The sequence below is a fragment of the Sphingomonas sp. SFZ2018-12 genome (genome assembly GCF_022496715.1).
GTDB lineage: Bacteria > Pseudomonadota > Alphaproteobacteria > Sphingomonadales > Sphingomonadaceae > Sphingomonas.
In genome coordinates, this window is record NZ_WTFM01000003.1 from 110499 (window position 1) to 129265 (window position 18767).

Genomic DNA, 18767 nt, shown 5'->3' on the forward strand with positions numbered 1-18767 from the left:
TCAGCCCTTCCCCGACGGCAGCAACAGGCTGGAGTCGCCATAGCTGTAGAAGCGATAGCCCGACGCGATCGCATGCGCATAGGCCGCCTGCATCCGATCCAGCCCCATCCATGCTGACACCAGCATGAACAGGGTCGATCTGGGCAGGTGAAAATTGGTCATCAGCCCGTCGATGCCGCGAAACCGATAGCCGGGCGTGATGAAGATCGACGTGTCGCCCTCGAACGGGCGGATCGTGCCGTCGGCATCGGCCGCGCTTTCAATGAGGCGCAGCACGGTGGTGCCGACCGCGATCAGCCGGCCGCCATTTGCGCGCACGCGGTTGAGCCGTTCGGCGGTCGCGGCGTCGATCCGCCCCCATTCGGCATGCATGACATGATCGTCGGTGTCCTCGACCTTGACCGGCAGAAAGGTGCCCGCGCCGACGTGCAGCGTCAGCGTCTCGCGCGCGATCCCGGCGGCGTCGATCCGCGCGATCAGCTCGGGGGTGAAGTGCAGCGACGCTGTCGGCGCGGCGACCGCGCCTGCCTCGCGCGCGAACATCGTCTGGTAATCCTGCGCGTCGCGTTCGTCGATCGCACGCTTCGACGCGATATAGGGGGGCAGCGGCATCGTGCCGACCCGGGCGAGCAGCAGCTCGACCGGCGCATCGCCGGCAAAGGTCAGCGCCCAGCTGCCGTCTTCGCCCCGGTCGCTCGCGGTCGCGCGCACGCTGCCGTCCGCGCCGAAGCGGATTTCGTCGCCCTCGCGCAGCCGCTTGCCGTTGCGGACAAAGGCGCGCCAGCGGCGCGGTCCTTCGCGCTTGTGCAGCGTCGCGCCGATCCGCGCGGTCCCGCGCAGTCCCTCCAGCTGCGCCGGAATGACGCGGGTGTCGTTGAACACCAGCACATCGCCCGGTGCGAGCAGGTCGGGCAGGTCGCGCACGCCCGCGTCGCGGATGGCGTCGCCGTCGAGCACCAGCATCCGCGCCGCATCGCGCGGCTCCGCGGGGCGCAGCGCGATGCGGTCGGCGGGCAACTCGAAATCGAACAGGTCGATGTTCATCGCGGCGGGCGCGCGGTCGGCGGGCGGGGGTTCGCGCCGGGGCTCAGTTGGGCTTGGCGCCCGGCAGCGTGACCGGCGTCTCGCCCGCCGGCAGCACGGGCGCCGCCGGGGCCGCGGCCTGATAGGGCGGCGGATTGTCCGATGCGATATACGCCTTCAGGATGCGCGCCGGCTCGGCCGGCGGCTCGCCGCGCGGGATGGCGTCGACGAACTCGATGCCGTCGAGGACACGGCCGAACACGGTATAATTCTTGTCGAGCCCCAGGCGCGGCTGGAACATGATGAAGAACTGGCTGTTCGCGCTGTTCTCGTCCTGCGCGCGCGCCGCCGACACCGCCCCGCGCACATGCGGCAGGTAATTGAACTCCTTCTCCAGGTCAGGGAGCTCGGAGCCGCCGGTGCCGTCGCCCTTGGGGTCGCCACCCTGCGCCATGAACCCGTCGATCACCCGGTGAAAGGGCAGCCCGTTGTAAAAGCCCTGGCGCGTCAGCGTCTTGATCCGCTCGACATGCTTGGGCGCGACATCAGGACGCAGCCAGATCGTCACCCGGCCGCCGGTCGACAGGTCGAGCAGCCACAGATTGTCGGTGTCGGTGGTCGCCGGCGGCGTCGCGCGACCGGGTACCTCGATCAACTGGGCATGCGCGACGGGCGCGAAGAGTCCGATCAGCAACGAAAACAGGATCATCCAGAAACGCATTGCATCACCACCACAGTCTCAACCGCTCCTGCGCTTAGAGCAAATCAACATCGGCGCAAATGGCATGCGTCGAGCATCGGGAAGAGGCTGGGAACGACCGGTCCGGAATGATAGCTTGTCGCTTCCGGCCACGGGGCGCGCGGCCGCTCATTGGGAGGGAAAGCGATGGGATTTTTGCTGTCCGGCTTCACGGTAAGCCATAACGTCAAGGTTCAGAATGCGATCACCCTTGCCGGCAAGGCGACCGCCGTCGCCTATACCCGCATGTCGGCCATTCGCTCCACGCGCACGCCGACCAAGGCCTATACCGCATTTTTCGGCGCGATGGACGCCACGCGCCTGGACCAGGCGTGGAAAGTGCTGAACATGATCCACTACGCCATGGGCACCTCGTTCATCCGCTATAATCGCAGCGTCGGGCGGCCGGGGACCTATGCGGCGGCGCAGCGCCCGGCGAGCGGCTGGTCGGAAAAGAACGTCAAGCAGATGCTGGACAGCGGCGAATTCACGATGAAGATCGACGACGCCTTCTACAAATCGGGCACCGATGCGCGCACGGCGGCGCTGACGATCGTGCACGAGATTTCGCATCTGGTCGGCAATACCGACGACGTCGACTGTCCCTGGGACAGCAAGGAATGCTACGAATATGACCGTTGCCGGCGGCTCGCCGAACAATATCCCAATCTCACGATCAAGAATGCCGACAGCTACGGCTACTATGTCATGGCCGAATATGACGAGGTCCTTCCCAAGCAGGCGGAGGCCGAACCGGACCTGAACATGGACTTGCTGTTCGCCTGACCCCGGTGCGCGGGACCGGCCCCGGCCTGGTCCCGCGCGCGACGCGGCGCGGTGCGTCGATCGCCCTCAGTCGCTGCCCTTGCGACCGATCCGTTCGACGCGGGCGACCATGTCGGCCTTGACCGCGGGGGTGACGAACTTGCCGATATTGCCGCCGTAGATCGCGATTTCCTTGACCAGTCGCGACGCGATCGGCTGCAGCGACACGTCGGCCATCAGGAACACGGTCTCGATCCCGCTGTTCAGCTGCTGGTTCATGCCCGCCATCTGATATTCATATTCGAAATCGGCGACCGCGCGCAGCCCGCGCACGATGACACGCGCGCCCTCGCGCTCGGCAAAATGCATCAGCAGCGAGTCGAAGCTGACGACATGAATCTCGCCTTCGATGCCCGCAACCTCGCGCTTCACCATTTCCATGCGCTCGTCGACCGTGAACATCGGCGACTTGGACGGATTGGTGGTCACGCCGATCACCAGCCGGTCGACCAGCTTCGCGCCGCGCCGGATGATGTCCATGTGGCCGAGCGTGATCGGATCGAACGTGCCGGGATAGACGCCGGTTCGGATGGTCATGGTGGTCGCCCCCCGGGGTTAGCGATCGCGTTCCAGCGTGAACCGGGCGATCGCGCGCAACAGGTCCGCCTCCTGCCCATAGCTGTGCAGGTGGCTGACCGCCTGGTCGACCAGGATGCGTGCCTGTTCGCGCGCGCGGTCGACGCCCAGCAGCGACAGGAACGTTTCCTTCCCCGCCCCGTCGTCCTTGCGCAGCTTCTTGCCCGCCATCTCCTCGTCGCCCTCCGCGTCGAGCAGGTCGTCGGCGATCTGGAACGCCAGCCCGACGTCGCGCGCATAGCCGCGCAGCCCCGTGCGCCCCTCGGGCGGCACGCGGCCCAGGATCGCGCCGGCCTCCACCGAACACGCGATCAGCGCGCCCGTCTTCATCGCCTGCAGCCGCGTGACCGTCGGCAGGTCGAAACTCGCCCGCTCGGCCTCCAGGTCCATCATCTGGCCGCCGCCCATGCCTGCCGGTCCCGCCGCGCGCGCCACGTCGGCGACCAGCTCGGCGCGGACGAACGGGTCGGGGTGGGTCGCCTCGTCGGCGAGCAGCTCGAACGCCAGCGCGTGCAGGCAGTCGCCGGCCAGGATCGCGGTTGCCTCGTCGAAGGCCTTGTGCACGGTCGGCTTGCCGCGGCGCATGTCGTCATTGTCCATCGCCGGCAGGTCGTCGTGGACGAGCGAATAGACATGGATGCACTCGATCGCGGTGGCGACGCGCGCGGTGCAGTTGCGGTCGACCCCGAACAGGCGCGCGGTCGCGAACACGAGCAGCGGGCGCAGCCGCTTGCCCCCGCCGATCGTGGCGTGGCGCATGGCTTCGTACAGGCGCTTGCGCGGGTCGCTCGGCACCGGCAGCAGCCGGTCGAACTGGCGATCCATCTCGGCCGAGATTTCACGCAGCGCAGGTCCAAGCGGTGCCGGAATTGCCCCCATCTTCCGGTTCAACCTGCCGCGAATGGCTGGGTGCCGACCGCCCGCCCCTCGGCGTCGGTGCGGACGGATTCGATCCGCGCCTGCGCCGCATCCAGCCGTGCCGCGCATTGGCGGCGCAGCTGGTCGCCGCGTTCGTACAGGTCGATCGCCTCCTGCAGCTGGGCGTCGCCGCTTTCCAGCCGGGTAACGATCCGCTCCAGTTCCTTGAGGGCGTCTTCGAAAGACAGTTCGGCAATGCCGGGTTCTTGCACCATGGGCACGCTATGCGGCAGCGGAACGACCAGGGTCAAGCCGCGGCGCGGGCGAAAAGCTCACCAGCCCTCGGCCTCCACTTCCTTGATCAGGTCCTTGCGGCTGAGCTTTCCGATCATCGTCTTGGGCAAGCCCAGGCGGACAACCACCTGGTCGACGCGCTCGTGCTTGCCCAGTTGCGGGTTCAGCCATTCGCGCAGTACCGCGCCGGTCTCGGCCGCGCCGTCGTGCAGCGTGACATAGGCGCGGGGCACTTCGCCGCGATAGGCATCGGGCACGCCGATCACCAGCGTCTCCCTGACCGCCGGATGATGATACAGGATCGCCTCGATCTGGCTGGGGAACACCTTGAACCCGCCGACCGCGATCATGTCCTTCAGCCGGTCGACGATGCGGATGAAGCCATCCTCGTCGATCACGCCGACATCGCCGGTACGCAGCCAGTGGCGGCCCGGCACGCCGGTGTCGGGATCGTCGACGAACACGTCGGCATCGGCATCTGGGCGGTTCCAGTAGCCCCGCATGATCTGCGGCCCCGCGACGATGATCTCGCCGGGTTCGCCGGGCGGCGCGGGCTTGCCGGGATCTTCCTTGTCGACCAGCCGCACCCGCGTCGCGATGATGGGCTGGCCGATCGTGCCGGGCTTGTTGAGCGCGCCATAGGGATTGCACGACACCACGCCCGAACTTTCGGACAGGCCATAGCCCTCGACCAGCCGCGATCCGATCGTCGCCTCGAACCGCGTCTTCAATTCCGCGGGCAGCGGCGCGCCGCCGGAAATGCAGAAGCGCAACGACGAAAAATCGGTGTCCTTCAGCTTGGGATGATCGAGCAGCGCCCGATACATCGTCGGCACGCCGGGCAAGGCGGTGGCGCGCGTGCGTTGGAGCGCCGCCAGCGCCTGCGCAGCGTCGAAGCGCGGCAGCATCACGATCTCGCCGCCCGTCACGACCGTTCGGTTGAGCACGCAGGTGTTGGCGAAGACGTGGAACATCGGCAGCACGCCCAGCACGCGGTCGACCTGGCCCGGGTCGGGGTCGAGCCGCGCCACCTGGCGGGCATTGGCGGACAGGTTCTGGTGGGTGAGCATCGCGCCCTTCGGCGTGCCCGTCGTCCCGCCGGTATACTGGATCAGCGCCAGGTCGCGATCGGGATCGATCGCCGGCGCGTCGAAGCGCCCGTCATTGGCGATCAACCCCGAAAAGGCGGTGACGCGCCTGTCACCGGCGGGGCGCGGCGTCACTTCCTTGCCGCGGAACATGCGATACAGGATCGACTTGGTGGTCGGCAGCGCCCCGGCGATCGACCCGACCACCAGCCGCTCCAGGCTGCTCTTGTCGAGCACCTTCAGCGCGGTGGGCAGCAGCGCGCTGGCGGACAGGGTGAACAACAGGCGCGTGCCCGAATCCTCGACCTGATGGGCGAGCTCGTCGACCGTGTAGAGCGGCGAGAAGTTGACGACCACGCCACCCAGCTTGAGGATGCCGTAATAGGCCGCGACATAATGCGGCACGTTGGGCAGGAACAGCCCGATCCGGTCGCCCGCCCCGTAGCCCAGCCGCGACAGCCCCGCCGCGATCCGGTTCGCGCCGTCCAGCGTCTCGGCATAGCTGTAGCGCCGGCCCATGAAATCGATCAGCGGCCGCGCGGGGTGACGGCGGGCGGTCTCGTCGAACAATGCCACCATCGAAACGGGTTCGATGGTCTGGTCCCAGGGGCCGGGGTGGAGATAGTCCGATCGCCAGATCGTTTCAGGGTCGCGCATTGACAAGGGTGTAAGCAGCCTGCCCGTCGCGCGCAACCGCGATCGCGTGAAACCGCCCCTTACGGTGTACGCACGCCTGTCCCGCGCCGCGCGATCAGCGCGGCTGCGCGGCTGTCCAGGTGACGAGCAGCGACAACGCCATCACGCCCATGTCGACTGCGGCATGCACGCGATGCGGCGAGCGATCCTCTGAGTCATGGGTGAGGATGCGGATATCCGCGCTCGGCGGACGGACAAGCAGGACCAGCGCCAGCAGCGCCAGTGCAGCCATCACACCCTTTCGCGACTTCATCACGATCCGCCCTCGCTTTTCCCCCGCCCCAATACGTAAAATCGACCGGCTCTGCAAGCTCAGGCGGCAATCGGACCGATGCCCGCGCGTGCGCCTTCGCGGGCACGGTCGCGCCCCGCCGCCTTGGCGTCGAACAGCGCGCGATCAGCCGAACGGTACAGTCGCTTCCAGTCGGTTTCGTCGCGCAGCGGGCCGTGGCTGGTGCCGATGCTGGCGGTGACCCGCAGGTCGAACGGCATGCGCGCCGCCCGGATTTCCGACAGGATATCGCCGGTCGTGGGGGCAGCGGCCTGGTCGACCAGGATGCCGAACTCCTCGCCGCCCAGCCGGACGATCAAGCCGTTTTCGGGGGTCACCTTGCGCAGCGTGCGGGCCAGCACACGCAGCACCTCGTCGCCACCGTCATGCCCCAGCGTTTCGTTGACGCGCTTGAAATGGTCGATGTCGATCAGGATCAGCTGCGCGGGGTCGGCACGCCCGATCGCCTTGGCCAGGAAGGCGCGACGGTTGAGCAGCCCGGTCAGCGGATCGATGTCGGCCAGCCGCCGCGCGAGCGTCTCCTGCTCGCGCGCCACGTCGCGTTCGAGGGTCAGCAGCCGGATGCGATACGCGATCGCGACGCTCGACAGCAGCGCCTCGACCGCCATCGCGATGATCGTCGAATTGTCGACCCAGAAATTCCAGGGGAGGAGATTCAGCGACGAGGCGATCCGCGTGAACGCGCTGATCAGCGGTGCCAGCCAGGCGGTAGCGTAGAGGAACACATATTGGCTGCGCCGATACCAGGCGACGATCAGGATCGTCGGGATCAGCAGCGCGACCGGCGTGAAGCTGATCGTGTAGACCAGGTCGGCGACAGGCAGCAATTGTTCGGCGAACAACGCGAAGAACGCCGCCGCCAGCACAAGCTGCGCGGCGACGATCAGCGTCACCCGGCCCAGCCAGCCGCCAAAGACGTTTTGCTCGAAATAGGCGCGCATGAACATCAGCCCCGCGCCGGCCGACCAGCTGAGCAGCAGGTAGTTGAGCTTCAGCCGCGTGTTGTTTGCGATGTCGGGCCATGCCCAGGCAAGCAGGCCGGACGCGGTGAATGCGTAGAGCAGCAGCCCGCCGACCATCGCGCAATAGATCAGCTGGAAACCGTGGCGCAGTGCCCACCACATGCTCAGATTATAGATGAGCAGGGCCGCCGCCAGGCCCATGAAGCTGAAATAGACGCCCGCCATGGTCAGGTTGTCGACCACGCTCTCGCGCGCGGTGATGATATGGGCGCCGAGCAGGACGCCGCGCCGGTTGGCGGACTGCTCGACGCGCCACGCCAGCCGGCTGATCGCGACGTCGCGCGGCGGCAGGGCGAATTCGATCACCGCGCCGAGCTGAAGGTTGCGCGAGATGTTGTGCTGGTCCAGCCGCTCGCGACGCACCACGCCGTCGGCATAGACGATGTGCAGCGTCACGGCCTCCTGCCACAGGCTCGCGATCCGGACCGCACGGGGCGTATGATCGTTGGAATGGATGTGGAGGGGGCGGGAAACGGCCCAGAAGTCGCCCTGGCCATATCGCGTCTGCGCACCCGTGCAGCCGAGTGACTCTGCCTCGGCCAGGACGCGCGCGAGCGACAGGCCGGCCGGGTCGGGACGCACACAGATCGCGACCCGTTCGTCGCTGTGGGTCGCTTGTGCCGGGGTCACCGCAAGCGTCGCGGCGACGAGCAACGCCAGCGCGCATGCCAGCAGCCAGCGATGGAGATGGCGGACCATGCCCGTGGCATAGCGGCACGGTTGCGAAAGGAAGGTAAACGCCTGAAACAAAACACCCGAAACGGTGCGTTGCGCCACGGCCGTCGTGGCCCGCCGTGGCGGCGTTTGGCGGTGCGTCCGGCCCGGTCCCGGCCGGACGCCGTCTGGGCGTTACTTCACCCCGACCTTCTCGGCCTTGCCGCCCTTGCGGCGCGGCTTCTTCGGGGGAGCAGGCACGATCTCGAACATCAGCTCATTGTCCTTGAGCTTCACGTTGACCTCGCCGCCATGGACCAGCTTGCCGAACAGCAGCTCTTCGGCGAGCGGCTGCTTGACCTTTTCCTGGATCAGTCGGCCCATCGGGCGGGCGCCGTACAGCTTGTCATAGCCGCGCGCGGTCAGCCACGACTTGGCTTCCTCATCAAGGCGGATATGAACGCCGCGATCGGCCAGCTGCAGCTCGAGCTGGAGGATGAACTTCTCCACCACCCGCGCCACGACTTCGGGCGGCAGATAGCCGAACGGCACGATCGCATCGAGGCGGTTGCGGAATTCGGGGGTGAAGAGCTTTTTCACCGCCTCTTCCTGCACATCCTCGCGCGCGATTTCGCCGAAGCCGATCGATTCGCGCGCCATGTCCGACGCGCCGGCATTGGTGGTCATGATCAGGATTGTGTTCCTGAAATCGACCGTCTTGCCGTGGTGGTCGGTCAGCTTGCCGTTGTCCATGACCTGCAACAGGATGTTGAACAGGTCGGGATGCGCTTTCTCGATCTCGTCGAGCAGCAGCACCGAATGCGGATTCTGGTCGACCGCATCGGTCAGCAAGCCACCCTGGTCATAGCCGACATAGCCGGGCGGCGCGCCGATCAGCCGGCTGACCGAATGCCGCTCCATATATTCGCTCATGTCGAACCGCTGGAGCGGAATGCCCAGGATTTCGGCGAGCTGGCGCGCGACTTCGGTCTTGCCGACCCCGGTGGGCCCGCTGAACAGGTAATTGCCGATCGGCTTGTCGGGATCGCGCAGCCCCGCGCGGCTCAGCTTGATCGCGCTCGACAGCACCTCGATCGCCTTGTCCTGGCCGAACACGACGCGCTTCAGGTCGGTCTGCAGATTGGCCAGCACCTTGGTGTCGTCGGTCGACACCGTCTTGGGCGGGATGCGCGCCATCGTCGCGATAACCTGCTCGATCTCCTTGGGGGTGATCGTCTTCTTGCGCTTGTTGGGCGGCACCAGCATCTGCATCGCGCCGACCTCGTCGATCACGTCGATCGCCTTGTCGGGCAGCTTGCGGTCGTTGATGTAGCGCGCCGACAATTCCACCGCCGATTTGATCGCGTCGGGGGTGTATTTGACGCTGTGATGCCCCTCGAACGCGGTGCGCAGCCCGGTCAGGATCTTGATCGTGTCCTCGACCGACGGTTCGTTCACATCGATCTTCTGGAACCGGCGCAGCAGCGCGCGATCCTTTTCGAAGTGGTTGCGGAACTCCTTGTAGGTCGTGGAGCCGATGCAGCGGATCGTGCCGCCCGACAAAGCGGGCTTGAGCAGGTTCGACGCATCCATCGCCCCGCCGCTCGTCGCGCCCGCGCCGATGACGGTGTGGATCTCATCGATGAACAGGATCGCGTGCGGCAGCTTTTCCAGCTCCGACACCACCTGCTTCAGCCGCTCCTCGAAATCGCCGCGATACCGCGTGCCGGCGAGCAGCGCGCCCATGTCGAGCGAATAGATGACCGCGGGCAGCAGCACTTCGGGCACGTCGCCCTCGATGATCTTGCGCGCCAGTCCTTCGGCGATCGCGGTCTTGCCGACGCCGGGATCGCCCACATAGAGCGGGTTGTTCTTGCTGCGGCGGCACAGGATCTGGACGGTGCGGTCCACCTCCGGCCCGCGACCGATCAGCGGGTCGACCTTGCCGTTCTTCGCCTTCTCGTTCAGGTCGACGCAGAACTGCTTGAGCGCGCTCTCGTTCTTGCCGCCCTTGGCGTCCTGTTTCTGCGGCTTTTCCTCTTCGGCCGCGCCCTTGACCTCGCGGCTTTCGGACGGGGTCCCGCCCTTGCCGACGCCGTGGCTGATATAGCTCACCGCATCCAGCCGGCTCATGTCCTGCTGCTGCAGGAAGTAGACCGCATAGCTCTCGCGCTCGCTGAACAGCGCGACGAGCACGTTGCCGCCGGTCACCTCGTCGCGGCCGGACGACTGGACGTGCAGGATGGCGCGCTGGACGACGCGCTGAAAGCCGCTGGTCGGCGAAGGGTCGGTCGCGTTCTCGACCTTCAGCGCCTCAAGCTCGGTGTCGAGGTAGCGCGCCACCACGGTCTTGAGCTCGGACAGGTCGACCCCGCACGCGCTCATCACCTTCGACGCGTGCTCGTCGTCGATCAGCGCGAGCAGCAGGTGTTCCAGCGTCGCATATTCGTGCCGCCGCGACGACGCGGCCTCGAGCGCGCGATGGAGGGTGGTTTCAAGCGCGGATGCAAAGGAAGGCATTTACGTCATACTCCAGTCGGATCGCGGCTTGGGCGCGATCCTTGATGGCAATGTCGGAAGCGTTCTGCCCCGCATCAAGCACTTGCACGCGGCGATTGCCGCACTAACCGTCCACCCGTTCGCCAGGCGCGTCATCGCTTGAACAGCGCGTCGGCGCTGGCGCGGTGTTGCGACGCGAACGCCATCCGCGCTCGGACGCGGGCGATCTCGCCCTCGAGCAGCGCGATGCGCGCCGCAAGCTCTTCGACCGAAAAGGGGTCGAGGTCCTGCCGGATCAGGGCCGTCAGCGGGTCACCCGGACTCCGCCCGAGAATCTCTTCGGCGTCCATCGGCACAGCGTTGACCGGGGGACGGGTGAAGTCAATAAGGCACCGGGCCCATATGGTGACGGGCCTCGACGGGGGATGCGGCGAAGCGATGGACCTGCCCGAAACGATGCGCGCGATAGATCCGGCCGAACGCGGGGGGCCGGAAGTGCTTCGGGTCGTCGAGCGCCCGGTGCCCGCACCCGGCGCGGGCGAGGTGCTGATCCGCGTCGCGGCCGCCGGGGTCAATCGCCCCGACGTGCTCCAGCGCGTCGGCCTCTACCCGATGCCGCCGGGCGCGCCCAGCATCCCGGGGCTCGAAGTCGCCGGCGCCGTCGTCGCCGCCGGGCCGGGCGCAGCCGCCTCGCTGGTCGGGACACGCGTCTGCGCGCTGATCTCGGGCGGTGGATATGCCGAATATGCGGTCGCGGTCGCCGCGCACTGCCTGCCGCTGCCCGCCGGGCTGAGCGATGTCGAGGGCGCGGCGATGCCCGAGACACTGTTCACCGTGTGGACCAACCTGTTCGAGCGGGCCTATGCGGCCGAGGGCGATACGGTGCTCGTCCATGGCGGCACCTCGGGCATCGGCACCATGGCGATCAGCCTGGCGAAGCTGTTCGGCCTAACCATCATCGTCACCGCCGGTTCGGACGAAAAGGTCGCCGCCTGCCTCGCCCACGGCGCCGATCATGCGATCAACTACCGGACCGAGGATTTCGTCGCGCGGGTTCAGGCGATCACCGAAGGCCAGGGGTGCCAGGTGGTGATCGACATGGTCGGCGGCGATTATGTCGCCCGCAACCTGAAATGCCTGGCCGAAGACGGCCGCCACGTCTCGATCGCGGTGCAGGGCGGGGCCAGTGCCGAAATCCCGCTGTTCGAAGTGATGCGCCGCCGCCTCACGCTCACCGGATCGACGCTGCGCCCGCGCAGCGCCGCGTTCAAGGCGCTGGTCGCCGACGAACTCGGCCGCACCGTGTGGCCGTTCGTCGCCGCCGGCCGCCTGCGCCCGGTCATCGACGGCACCTTCCCGCTTGCCCGGGCGCCCGAGGCCCATGCGCGGATGGAGGCGGGCAGCCATTTCGGCAAGATCGTGCTGACGATGGGCGAGATCGCCTGAATCGCGCGCATGGCTTCGTCAGGTCGCGCGATATCTTCGATGCCGCCGCCGCACTATCGCGTCGACATTGCCACCGGCGCGCTGTCTGGCACCAGATCCGCCTTCAGATAATGCGAACCGTCCCGGAAACGCTTACGTCGAGGGATGTTGAGAAACGCACGGACTTCGTTCAGGTCGTTAGCCAGATAGCGGTCCCATTCGAAACAGATCAGTGGCCTGCTTCGCAAGCCCCGTTCAAAGCTCTCCAGCACCATGTCCCGTGCCTCCCTTTCCTCCAGCCCCGCGTCCAGCGGCAGGGGCGGCAGCAGCCTGTGAAGGTCGTTCAGGAAATCATCGACACAGACATCCGCCTCGAGTTGGCCGAGCTTCATCGACGCATAGGTGAATTTCTCGCAATCCCCGATGAAACGCGGAAATTCGAAGTGCTCGATTCTGCTGAAGTCCTGCGTATCTCGCCATATCGGATAGGCCTGTGTCAGCCAGGCCGCACAGTGGTCATAGCCATTATTGGCCCAATCCGCGACGGTCGGAATGACTTCTTTGAGCCGAACCTGCCCCATCATGAAGGCGTAGATGCAAATTTCCTCGATCAACACCAGCATGTCGTGGCCGAAACGCCGGGGATCATTATAAACCAGGTACCCACCTTCCCATCCGTAATGGTAGAATTCACCGACCAGGTGATAAAAGTCGTGAGTCTGCCTCATCAATCTTATCAGCCATTTCATATCTGAATCTGGCGACAATGGGTTTTTGTCGAATTCATAAAACTTGGCATCGTTCATGTACTGAAGATAAGCACCACCCATTGAAGAATCCGGAAGATCGGCCAAATCTTGCGGAGACAAGTACGGCAAACAGTATTTTGCACGACAAAGTTGCTCAACCGTTGCAAGCTCCAGCTTTCGTTGCTCAAGGCGAATTCGACGCACCCAATGATATCTGTTGATATCAATCGATGACCACTTTCTTGCAACAAAGTTTGATGTACATGATTTATTCTGTTCTATTTTGTCTTTTAGTAATTCATACCATGAATTTAGCTTATCGTCGGGAACAAGTAGGAATGTCGAGTCATCGGTGTTAAAGTAATTCTTTCCGACATAATCATCGGCTTCCAAAATATACTTATGTATATCTTCCATTTCCGACCCACCTTCCCCAAAAAGGCATACTTGCTGTTTTGTAAGGCCCATGGATAGATTGTTTCACATTTCAGTAAAGGCGTTAAAAACTTTCTGTTTTGGTTTATACAGATATCATCATGGTTTCAACACGATGGGCATTGCGTGTTTCAGGAAAATCTGCGGTCAGTATCTTGTGGGACTTACGGACCCGATTCTGATAATTACGAGCGCAGCGGGCGAGGCGAAGGCAAAGGTTCAAGCGCGTTGGCCCGCCGCATCGACCACACCGGTACCGGCACGCCGCTGAACGGCTTGAAAAATTGATGTCGTCAAATCCAATTCTGTTAGGCGACAAGCACCAATCCGCCTAATGTCGGCCAAACTGGAGATCGATCGTGTTTCGGGTTCTGGGCGCATCGCCCGTATCGACGCTGCGGCCGCGCAGTGCAGCGTCAGAGGCGCTTGTCGGCGGCCGCCAATTTGGCGGAGTCGCGCGGGTGGCCGCCGAATGACCTCGCCGCGCCTCGTCCTGCATGAGGACCCGGTGTCGGGCAATTGCTACAAGATCCGGCTGGTCGCCGCGATCCTGGGCCTCCCGCTCGAACGTCGCGCCTACGACATTCTGAAGGGCGCGACGCGCACGCCGGCATTCCTTGCGCGGGTCAATCCCGACGGGCGCATCCCGGTGCTTCAGGTCGGCGATCGCTTCCTGCCCGAAAGCAACGCCGCCTGCCTCTATCTGGCCGATGGCAGCGACCTCGTTCCCGCCGGACGCTTCGAGCGCGCCGACATGATGCGCTGGCTGTTCTGGGAACAGTACAGCCATGAACCCAATATCGCGACGCTGCGCTTCTGGCGCGCCTTTGTCGGCGAGGACCGGCTGAGCGACGCCCAGCGCGCGATGATCCCGGGCAAGGAGGCCGCCGGACGCGCCGCGCTCGACCTGATGGAGCGCCAGCTGCGGCGCAGTGCGTGCCTGGCGGGCGACCGGGTGACGCTCGCCGACCTCGTCCTCTATCCCTATACCCATGTCGCCGACGGCGGCGGGTTCGACCTGGGCCACTATCCGGCGATCGACGACTGGATGGAACGCATCGGCCGGTTGCCGGGTTTTGTCCCCATGGCGGATGCCGTATGACGGTTTGGTGAAGGCGCGACGATTCGATCTGTAACAATTTGGCGGCATAGGCCGGTCGAACCAAGGCGTGGGGACCACAGGGAATGGCCACGATCACCAAATTGCCGTTCGACATGGACGTTGCCGACCTCAGCGATTTCACCGACGCGGCGCCGTCGATCCCGGAAAAGGCGATCACCCAGCGGCGGCAATATCGCACGATCTGGATTTCCGACATCCATCTCGGCACCCGCGGCTGCAACGCGGAGATGCTGATCGACTTTCTCGACCATGTCGACAGCGAGAAGATGTATCTGGTCGGCGACATTTTCGACGGCTGGCAGCTGAAGAAGAAATTTTACTGGCCGGCCGCGCACAACGACATCGTCTGGCGCATCCTGAAGCGCGCCAAGCGCGGCACCAAAATCGTCTACATTCCCGGCAACCATGACGAGATGTTTCGCCAGTTCGCCGGCCTGAATTTCGGTGGCGTGGTGATCCGGCGCCAGGTGATCCACACCACCGCCGACGGTCGCCGCCTGCTGGTGCTCCACGGCGACGAATTCGACGCGATCACGCTCAGCCACCGCTGGCTCGCGCATCTTGGCGACTATGCCTATCATGCGATGATGGCGCTCAACCGCTGGGTCAACGCCTATCGCCGGGCGATGAAGCTGCCCTATTGGTCGCTCAGCAAATACGCCAAGCACAAGGTCAAGAACGCGGTCGAGTTCATCAGCGATTTCGAGGAAGCAGTCGCCCACGAGGCGAAGCTGCGCGGCGTCGACGGGGTGATCGCGGGGCATATCCACACCGCCGACATGCGCACGATCGAAGGCGTCGAATATTTCAACGACGGCGACTGGGTCGAAGGGTGCACCGCGCTGGTCGAACATTTCGACGGGCGGATGGAGATCCTGCACTGGGCGGACGAGATCGCGATGCGCGACGGTGTCGTCCCGGTCGGGGTCGAGACGCGGGTCGCCGCATGAGCGCCGGCGTCGTCGGGGACGCGGGGCCGGCGCGGATGCGCATCGCCATCGTCACCGACGCCTGGGACCCGCAGGTCAACGGCGTGGTGCGCACGCTCAAGTCGATGCAGCGCATCCTGACCGCGCAGGGGCATGAAGTGCTGGTCATCTCGCCCGACCGCTTTTACTCGCTGCCCTGCCCCACTTATCCCGAAATCCGGCTGGCGGTGACGCGGGTGGCGACGGTGGGCGGAATGCTCGCCGAATTCGGCGCGGACGCGATCCATCTGGCCACCGAAGGGCCGCTCTGCGTCGCCGCGCGGCGCTGGTGCCTGCGCCGGGGTCTCCCCTTCACCACCGCCTATCACACCCAGTTCCCCGACTATGTCTCGGCGCGCTCGGGCCTGCCGGCGGAGTGGATCTGGCGCTATATCCAGTGGTTCCACGCCCCGGCCCGGGCGATCCTCGCGTCGACGCCGTCGATCCGCCAGGCGCTGGTCGACCATGGCCTCGACCAGGTGCGGCACTGGGGGCGCGGGGTCAGCCTCGACCAGTTCCGGCCCGACGTGCCGCCCCATCCCGATCTCGCCGACCTGCCCCGCCCGATCCAGCTTTATGTCGGGCGCGTCGCGGTCGAGAAGAATCTGGAGGCCTTTCTGCAGACTCGCCAGCCGGGGACGAAGGTCGTCGTCGGCGACGGCCCGGCGCGCACGTCGCTCGAGGCGCAATATCCCGATGCGATTTTCGTCGGCCCGCGCTTCGGTGACGAACTGGCCGGTTTCTATGCCGGGGCGGACGTCTTCGTCTTTCCCAGCCGAACCGACACCTTCGGGCTGGTGATGATCGAGGCGCTGGCCTGCGGCACGCCGGTTGCCGCCTTTCCGGTCAGCGGCCCGATCGACGTGCTCGACGCCCGTGTCGGCGCGATGTCGGAGGATCTGGACGACGCGATCGCGCGGGCGCTCGCGCTCGACCGCGCGGCCTGCGCCGACTACGGGCGCGGCTTCACCTGGGAAGCGAGCGCCGCACAGTTCCTGTCGGCGCTGGTGCCGATCGAAGGGGCGCTGCGCGAAGCCGCCTGACAGGCGCGCTTGTGCTTCGCGGCGCAACGCATTAAGTCATGGATATTGAGCGGCCGCTCCGGCAAGGGGCGGCCCTTGTTGTTTCCGGAGGATTTTCGACGTGGCCCAGCCGCTGATGCCGCACGCGACCGCTTCCTGGCTGGTCGATAACACCGCGCTCTCGTTCGAGCAGATCGCCGAGTTCTGCGGCCTGCACATCCTGGAGGTCCAGGCGATCGCCGACGACACCGCCGCGACCAAGCTGACCGGGCGCGATCCGGTGCGCGCGCACGAACTGACCATGGAGGAGATCGAGAAGGGTCAGAACGACCCCGATTACCGGCTCCAGATGCTCAAGGGCCCCGATCAGGTCCGCCGGACCAAGGGCCCGCGCTACACCCCGGTCAGCAAGCGCCAGGACAAGCCCGACGGCATTGCGTGGATCATTCGCAACCATCCCGAGATCAGCGACGGCGCGATCGGCAAGCTGATCGGCACGACGCGGACGACCATCGCCGCGATCCGCGACCGCACTCATTGGAACATCGCCAATATCGTGCCCAAGGATCCGGTGACGCTGGGCCTGTGCTCGCAGCGCGAACTCGACGCGCTGGTCGCCAAGGCGGCGAAGGCGGCCGGGCTTGAAGCCCCCGTCGACACCCGGCTGGAGGGCGACCGCGAGGCGCTGATCGAACAGCTGCGCGCCGAGCGCGACGCTGCGGCGCGCGATGCCGAAGCCGCCGCCTCCGGGGTGGATCGCAGCGCGCCGGCGGAGCCGACCGCGGACACGCTGTTCCGGCGCTGACCCCTTCCCGGGGTTCGCCGCTTTCGCGCATGTGCCGATGCGGATAGCGTGGAGCTTCCACGATTCGCGAGGCTGAACCATGTGCGACGATCTGACCGCCGACGATAATGACCGGTTTCTCGGCACGCGCGCGGGGGTCTCGCGACGTGAGTTCGGCGCGCTCGCCGGCGCGGCCGGGCTGATCGCCGCGCTGCCCGTTCCGGCCAATGCCAAGCCGATTACCGGGCGCGACGTGACGATCACCACCCCGGACGGCGTGTGCGATGCCTATTTCGCCGCCCCCTCGCGCGGCAAGGCGCCTGCCGTGCTCGTCTGGCCCGACATCATGGGCCTGCGCCCCGCCTTTCGCCAGATGGGCGACCGGCTCGCCCAGTCGGGCTTCGCGGTGCTGACCGTCAACCAGTTCTACCGCTCGACCAAGGCGCCGTTCCTCGCGCCCGGCGAAAGCTTCGACCAGCCCGAGGTGCGCGCCCGCATCGCGCCGTGGCGCGCGGCGTTGAGCCAGGACGGGACGCGCCGCGACGCGCGCACCTTCGTCGACTGGCTCGACCGCCAGCCCCAGGTCGATACGCGGCGCGGCATCGGCACCACCGGCTATTGCATGGGCGGTCCGATGACGATGCTGACCGCGACCGAGCGGCCCGACCGCGTGCGCGCGGGTGCGTCGTTCCACGGCGGCGGGCTCGCCACCGACCGGCCGGACAGCCCGCATCTCGGCGTGCCGGCGATGAAGGCCGGCTTCCTGTTCGCGGTCGCCGAGAATGACGACCAGCGCAACCCGGCCGAAAAGGACAAGCTCCGCGACGCCTATGCCGCCGCGAAGCTGCCTGCCGAGATCGAGGTCTATGCCGGCACGCTCCACGGCTGGTGCCCGCCCGACAGCCGCGTCTACAATGCGGCGCAGGCGGAAAAGGCGTGGGGCCGGCTGCTCGCCCTGTTCGACGGCGGCCTGCGTCGCGGCTGACCGGCGCGCGTCGGCGCACTTGACCGCGACGCGGAATCGTTCACTATATGTTCTCATTTGAGCGGAAGGAGCGAGTCGTGGCCGAGGAACTGGTGCTCTACACCCACCCCTTTTCGCGGGGACGGATCGCACGGTGGATGATCGAGGAGGTCGGCGCGCCTTACCGGACCGAGTTGATCGAATACGGCCCGCCAATGAAATCGCCCGAATATCTCGCGATCAACCCGATGGGCAAGGTGCCGGCGATTGCCCATGGCGGGCGCATCGTCACCGAAGCCGCGGCGATCTGCGCCTATCTGGCTGACGCCTTCCCCGATGCCGGGCTCGCCCCGCGGGCGGACGAGCGCGCGGATTATTATCGCTGGCTGTTCTACGCCGCCGGACCGCTCGAACATGCCGTGACCGAGAAATCGCGCGGCATCGCGCCGAGCGAGAAGGAGATGCAGTTGGTTGGCTACGGCCATTACGATCTGGTCGTCGACGTGCTCGATGCGCTGCTGACGCGCCAGCCTTTCGCGGCGGGCGATCGCTTCACCGCCGCCGATGTGGCGCTCGGGTCGCAGATCGGCTGGGGCCTGCAATTCGGCACCCTGCCGCATCGCGACGCCTTTGCCGCCTATGTCGCGCGCGTCACCGACCGGCCCGCCTATGTACGTGCCAAGGGCACCGACGACGCGCTCGCCGCCGCCGCGGGTTGAGGCGGACACCGG

The 18767-nt window shown here is 66.1% G+C and carries 19 protein-coding genes; 8 read left to right on the top strand and 11 right to left on the bottom strand.

From position 1 onward, the window contains the following. Together queA and GO308_RS13965 are read right to left on the bottom strand one after the other, a co-directional pair. Nucleotides 1-1044, bottom strand: a complete 1044-nt coding sequence (gene queA, locus GO308_RS13960) for a tRNA preQ1(34) S-adenosylmethionine ribosyltransferase-isomerase QueA (protein WP_240885879.1) — start codon at nucleotides 1042-1044, stop codon at nucleotides 1-3. Nucleotides 1045-1087: 43 nt separating this feature from the next. Beyond that, nucleotides 1088-1744 (bottom strand): peptidylprolyl isomerase, encoded by a 657-nt coding sequence (locus GO308_RS13965; RefSeq protein ID WP_240885880.1) that lies wholly within the window; start codon nucleotides 1742-1744, stop codon nucleotides 1088-1090. Nucleotides 1745-1909: 165 nt separating this feature from the next. On the opposite strand from GO308_RS13965, the gene GO308_RS13970 reads away from it, so the two are divergent. Beyond that, on the top strand, nucleotides 1910-2548 hold the full coding sequence (locus GO308_RS13970; RefSeq protein WP_066672656.1) for a M35 family metallo-endopeptidase: 639 nt from the start codon (nucleotides 1910-1912) through the stop codon (nucleotides 2546-2548). 66 nt (nucleotides 2549-2614) lie between these two features. On the opposite strand, the gene coaD is transcribed toward GO308_RS13970, so the two are convergent. From coaD to GO308_RS14010, 8 genes are all read right to left on the bottom strand, one after another. After that, a complete protein-coding gene (gene coaD, locus GO308_RS13975; protein ID WP_066477683.1) occupies nucleotides 2615-3124 on the bottom strand; it encodes a pantetheine-phosphate adenylyltransferase in 510 nt (169 codons plus the stop codon). An 18-nt stretch (nucleotides 3125-3142) separates the two neighbouring features. Further along, entirely contained in the window at nucleotides 3143-4042 is a 900-nt protein-coding gene (locus GO308_RS13980; RefSeq protein WP_066477686.1) for a polyprenyl synthetase family protein, read from the bottom strand. An 8-nt stretch (nucleotides 4043-4050) separates the two neighbouring features. Then, complete coding sequence (locus GO308_RS13985) at nucleotides 4051-4296, bottom strand: exodeoxyribonuclease VII small subunit (protein WP_066672658.1); 246 nt, start codon at nucleotides 4294-4296, stop codon at nucleotides 4051-4053. 57 nt (nucleotides 4297-4353) lie between these two features. Beyond that, nucleotides 4354-6060 (bottom strand): AMP-binding protein, encoded by a 1707-nt coding sequence (locus GO308_RS13990; protein WP_240885881.1) that lies wholly within the window; start codon nucleotides 6058-6060, stop codon nucleotides 4354-4356. Nucleotides 6061-6154: 94 nt separating this feature from the next. Beyond that, nucleotides 6155-6352 (bottom strand): hypothetical protein, encoded by a 198-nt coding sequence (locus GO308_RS13995; protein ID WP_066477694.1) that lies wholly within the window; start codon nucleotides 6350-6352, stop codon nucleotides 6155-6157. Between the two features lie 59 nt (nucleotides 6353-6411). After that, entirely contained in the window at nucleotides 6412-8112 is a 1701-nt protein-coding gene (locus tag GO308_RS14000; RefSeq protein WP_240885882.1) for a diguanylate cyclase, read from the bottom strand. 150 nt (nucleotides 8113-8262) lie between these two features. Further along, nucleotides 8263-10587 carry an ATP-dependent Clp protease ATP-binding subunit ClpA gene (gene clpA / locus GO308_RS14005; RefSeq protein WP_066477704.1) on the bottom strand — a complete coding sequence of 775 codons (2325 nt, stop codon included), beginning with the start codon at nucleotides 10585-10587 and terminating at the stop codon, nucleotides 8263-8265. Nucleotides 10588-10718: 131 nt separating this feature from the next. Further along, the gene (locus GO308_RS14010; protein ID WP_066477712.1) at nucleotides 10719-10916 is read right to left on the bottom strand and encodes a DUF1192 domain-containing protein; all 198 of its coding nucleotides are present in this window, start codon (nucleotides 10914-10916) and stop codon (nucleotides 10719-10721) included. Between the two features lie 88 nt (nucleotides 10917-11004). Between GO308_RS14010 and GO308_RS14015 the strand changes: the two genes are divergently transcribed. After that, the gene (locus GO308_RS14015) at nucleotides 11005-12012 is read left to right on the top strand and encodes an NAD(P)H-quinone oxidoreductase (RefSeq protein WP_240885949.1); all 1008 of its coding nucleotides are present in this window, start codon (nucleotides 11005-11007) and stop codon (nucleotides 12010-12012) included. A 53-nt stretch (nucleotides 12013-12065) separates the two neighbouring features. Here the strand turns inward: GO308_RS14015 and GO308_RS14020 are convergent, their stop codons facing one another. Next, on the bottom strand, nucleotides 12066-13157 hold the full coding sequence (locus tag GO308_RS14020) for a Coq4 family protein (protein WP_240885883.1): 1092 nt from the start codon (nucleotides 13155-13157) through the stop codon (nucleotides 12066-12068). Between the two features lie 490 nt (nucleotides 13158-13647). Here GO308_RS14020 and GO308_RS14025 point away from each other — a divergent pair, with 490 nt between their 5' ends. The 6 genes from GO308_RS14025 (at nucleotide 13648) to GO308_RS14050 (ending at nucleotide 18755) form a co-directional block, all read left to right on the top strand. Next, nucleotides 13648-14277 carry a glutathione S-transferase family protein gene (locus GO308_RS14025; RefSeq protein WP_240885884.1) on the top strand — a complete coding sequence of 210 codons (630 nt, stop codon included), beginning with the start codon at nucleotides 13648-13650 and terminating at the stop codon, nucleotides 14275-14277. Between the two features lie 83 nt (nucleotides 14278-14360). Beyond that, the gene (locus GO308_RS14030) at nucleotides 14361-15248 is read left to right on the top strand and encodes a UDP-2,3-diacylglucosamine diphosphatase (RefSeq protein WP_066477715.1); all 888 of its coding nucleotides are present in this window, start codon (nucleotides 14361-14363) and stop codon (nucleotides 15246-15248) included. Nucleotides 15249-15283: 35 nt separating this feature from the next. Continuing rightward, the gene (locus tag GO308_RS14035; RefSeq protein WP_066477995.1) at nucleotides 15284-16309 is read left to right on the top strand and encodes a glycosyltransferase family 1 protein; all 1026 of its coding nucleotides are present in this window, start codon (nucleotides 15284-15286) and stop codon (nucleotides 16307-16309) included. Nucleotides 16310-16409: 100 nt separating this feature from the next. Further along, the gene (locus tag GO308_RS14040; protein WP_066477718.1) at nucleotides 16410-17093 is read left to right on the top strand and encodes a DUF1013 domain-containing protein; all 684 of its coding nucleotides are present in this window, start codon (nucleotides 16410-16412) and stop codon (nucleotides 17091-17093) included. A 79-nt stretch (nucleotides 17094-17172) separates the two neighbouring features. Continuing rightward, on the top strand, nucleotides 17173-18057 hold the full coding sequence (locus GO308_RS14045; protein WP_240885885.1) for a dienelactone hydrolase family protein: 885 nt from the start codon (nucleotides 17173-17175) through the stop codon (nucleotides 18055-18057). 77 nt (nucleotides 18058-18134) lie between these two features. Continuing rightward, the gene (locus tag GO308_RS14050) at nucleotides 18135-18755 is read left to right on the top strand and encodes a glutathione S-transferase family protein (RefSeq protein WP_240885886.1); all 621 of its coding nucleotides are present in this window, start codon (nucleotides 18135-18137) and stop codon (nucleotides 18753-18755) included. Nucleotides 18756-18767: the final 12 nt, after the last annotated feature.

What these genes read in the sequence shown, in the direction of transcription:
- GO308_RS14015 (WP_240885949.1), top strand. Translation starts at nt 11,005, where the DNA reads ATGGACCTGCCCGAAACGATGCGCGCGATAGATCCGGCCGAACGCGGG.
- GO308_RS13990 (WP_240885881.1), bottom strand. Translation starts at nt 6,060, where the DNA reads ATGCGCGACCCTGAAACGATCTGGCGATCGGACTATCTCCACCCCGGC.
- GO308_RS14025 (WP_240885884.1), top strand. Translation starts at nt 13,648, where the DNA reads ATGACCTCGCCGCGCCTCGTCCTGCATGAGGACCCGGTGTCGGGCAAT.
- GO308_RS14000 (WP_240885882.1), bottom strand. Translation starts at nt 8,112, where the DNA reads ATGGTCCGCCATCTCCATCGCTGGCTGCTGGCATGCGCGCTGGCGTTG.
- GO308_RS14030 (WP_066477715.1), top strand. Translation starts at nt 14,361, where the DNA reads ATGGCCACGATCACCAAATTGCCGTTCGACATGGACGTTGCCGACCTC.
- GO308_RS13985 (WP_066672658.1), bottom strand. Translation starts at nt 4,296, where the DNA reads ATGGTGCAAGAACCCGGCATTGCCGAACTGTCTTTCGAAGACGCCCTC.
- GO308_RS14035 (WP_066477995.1), top strand. Translation starts at nt 15,284, where the DNA reads ATGCGCATCGCCATCGTCACCGACGCCTGGGACCCGCAGGTCAACGGC.
- GO308_RS13970 (WP_066672656.1), top strand. Translation starts at nt 1,910, where the DNA reads ATGGGATTTTTGCTGTCCGGCTTCACGGTAAGCCATAACGTCAAGGTT.
- queA (WP_240885879.1), bottom strand. Translation starts at nt 1,044, where the DNA reads ATGAACATCGACCTGTTCGATTTCGAGTTGCCCGCCGACCGCATCGCG.
- clpA (WP_066477704.1), bottom strand. Translation starts at nt 10,587, where the DNA reads ATGCCTTCCTTTGCATCCGCGCTTGAAACCACCCTCCATCGCGCGCTC.
- GO308_RS14045 (WP_240885885.1), top strand. Translation starts at nt 17,173, where the DNA reads ATGTGCGACGATCTGACCGCCGACGATAATGACCGGTTTCTCGGCACG.
- GO308_RS13965 (WP_240885880.1), bottom strand. Translation starts at nt 1,744, where the DNA reads ATGCGTTTCTGGATGATCCTGTTTTCGTTGCTGATCGGACTCTTCGCG.
- coaD (WP_066477683.1), bottom strand. Translation starts at nt 3,124, where the DNA reads ATGACCATCCGAACCGGCGTCTATCCCGGCACGTTCGATCCGATCACG.
- GO308_RS14020 (WP_240885883.1), bottom strand. Translation starts at nt 13,157, where the DNA reads ATGGAAGATATACATAAGTATATTTTGGAAGCCGATGATTATGTCGGA.
- GO308_RS14010 (WP_066477712.1), bottom strand. Translation starts at nt 10,916, where the DNA reads ATGGACGCCGAAGAGATTCTCGGGCGGAGTCCGGGTGACCCGCTGACG.
- GO308_RS13995 (WP_066477694.1), bottom strand. Translation starts at nt 6,352, where the DNA reads ATGAAGTCGCGAAAGGGTGTGATGGCTGCACTGGCGCTGCTGGCGCTG.
- GO308_RS13980 (WP_066477686.1), bottom strand. Translation starts at nt 4,042, where the DNA reads ATGGGGGCAATTCCGGCACCGCTTGGACCTGCGCTGCGTGAAATCTCG.